1 protein-coding gene is annotated in these 727 nt (G+C 55.2%); it reads right to left on the bottom strand.

Features of this window, described 5'->3' with window-relative positions; all coding sequences use genetic code 11:
- Positions 1-23: 23 nt before the first annotated feature.
- Positions 24-212, bottom strand: coding sequence for a hypothetical protein (locus ACFFWD_RS25745; protein ID WP_376969858.1), 189 nt, complete (start codon positions 210-212; stop codon positions 24-26).
- Positions 213-727: the final 515 nt, after the last annotated feature.

Raw genomic sequence — 727 nt, 5'->3', positions numbered from 1 at the left:
ATCCCTGCGCAAACGCCACAAGGCTAGCCGCTCGCGGCGTCGATGATCCTCTTGGCTTCGTCGATCACGTCCGATAGATCGCCAAATGCCACGGTTTGCTGGGCCTCTCCACCATCTCTTCGTTTGATATCTATTCGCCACCCTTTAGCTCTAGCCGAGACTTTCTCTGCGCTAATCTTGAATAGCTTGTATTCAAATTCGATTTTGGTCATGAGGAGGACTCGAAAATTTGAGAGCTGGTGGACCGATCCGGAGCATCAGAACCCGCCCGAGGGGCGGGTATAATGGGCCGCTGAGCCCCATCAGGTGATCCCGCGCATTTGCTCGAACATTGCCTTGATGTCGGTGAGGCGAAGCCGCGGCTCGCGGGGGCCTCCGATAATCGTTCAGGGCATGAAGCTGGCGCGCAGCGATCTCGCGGCTCCAGATCTAGCTTATTTGGCCCCTGACAACATCCAATTCCAGATAGCTTTGATGCAGGCTGACCGGTGTTTTCATGCCGTCGAAGAGCACGCGAACAGTCAGCTTGCTCGCCTTGCCTGCGCCAACTATCCGTCCGGTCTTTGAGGGCGCCTTCTTTATTCGGCTCGCGCCGAGCTCGCTGAGGCGTACCTGATCGCCCAATTGAAAAACTGATTGATTAATTCGCAAGATGATCCAGCCTCGCAATTGAAGAAGGCTTCAATCTGAACGTGAGTAGCAGCTTAAGCGATTCGCGAGCCCTAGG

Source organism: Bradyrhizobium erythrophlei (assembly GCF_042430365.1).
GTDB lineage: Bacteria > Pseudomonadota > Alphaproteobacteria > Rhizobiales > Xanthobacteraceae > Bradyrhizobium > Bradyrhizobium erythrophlei.
This window is presented reverse-complemented; position numbering and strand designations above follow the sequence as displayed.